Below are 1,161 nucleotides of genomic sequence, written 5' to 3'. Positions count from 1 at the left end.
GCCGGGTCGGCGTCGCCGGTGATGTAGCCGATCAGGCGTTTGATGCCGGGTTGGTCTTCGCGGGCGAGCACCACCGCCTGCTCCACCCCGGCCAGGGTGGTCAGGGCGGCCTGGATTTCGCCGAGTTCGATGCGGTAGCCGCGGATCTTGACCTGCTCATCGGCGCGCCCGTGGTAGTCCAGTTGCCCATCAGGGCGCCAACACACCAGATCCCCGGTCCGATACATCCGCTGTCCGGGGGCCTCGGGCCCGGCGAAGGGGCAGGCCACGAACCGCGATCCGGTCAACCCGGCCCGGCCCACATAACCCACGCCCACCCCGGCGCCGGCCACATACAACTCACCGATCACCCCGACCGGCACCGGGCGCAACCACCCATCAAGGACGAACAACGCCGTACCGGGCACCGGCGCGCCGATCGGCACCGCGGTGACCCCGGGGTGCAGGGGGGCGCTCATCGCGGCGTAGATCGTGGCTTCGGTGGGGCCGTAGGCGTTGATCACCAGCCGTCCGGGCGCCCACTGCTCGAGCACCTCGGGCGGGCAGGCTTCCCCGCCGAGCAGCAGCGCGGCCGATTCCAAGCCCTGCGGGGACAACGCGGCCACCGCGGAGGGGGTTTGGGTCAACACGGTGACCCCCTCGGCGATCAGCAGGTCGTGGAAGTCCTGCGGGGCGCCGGTGACCTCGTCGGGCACCACCACCAGGCGCCCCCCGTGCAGCAGGGCGGCCCAGATCTCCCACACCGAAAAGTCAAAGGCATACGAATGGCATTGGGTCCACACCTGGGTTACTGGTAGCCCGGTCGGTGCGGACTCGGCCAAATGGGCCAGGTTGCGGTGGCTGATGGCCACGCCTTTGGGGACCCCGGTGGTGCCCGAGGTGTAGATCAGGTAGGCGAGGTCATCAGCCGCGGGCGCCGGCAACGCGGTGGTGGGTTGATCATCGACCGCGGGGTTGTCGACCTCGATGACCCTCACGTCATGGCCGTCCAGCCGCGAGCGCAACGCGGTAGTGGTCACCACAGCGACCGGGGCCGCGTCGGTGAGCATGAACTCGATGCGCGCTGCCGGGGCGGCGGCGTCGATCGGCAGATAAGCCGCCCCGGTCTTCAAGACCGCCACCATCGCGGTGATCGCCTGCACCGAGCGCGAAAACACCAGT

Annotated in this window: 1 protein-coding gene; it reads right to left on the bottom strand. The window is 69.8% G+C overall.

From position 1 onward, the window contains the following. The coding region (locus AC5Y30_RS25400) for an amino acid adenylation domain-containing protein (RefSeq protein WP_499922053.1) at positions 1 to 1,161 on the bottom strand (1,161 nt) is incomplete at both ends.

It is taken from the genome of Mycobacterium sp. NGS27, from assembly GCF_059813005.1.
Note: the sequence above shows the minus strand (reverse complement) of the source record. Positions and strands in the feature narration are given on the sequence as shown.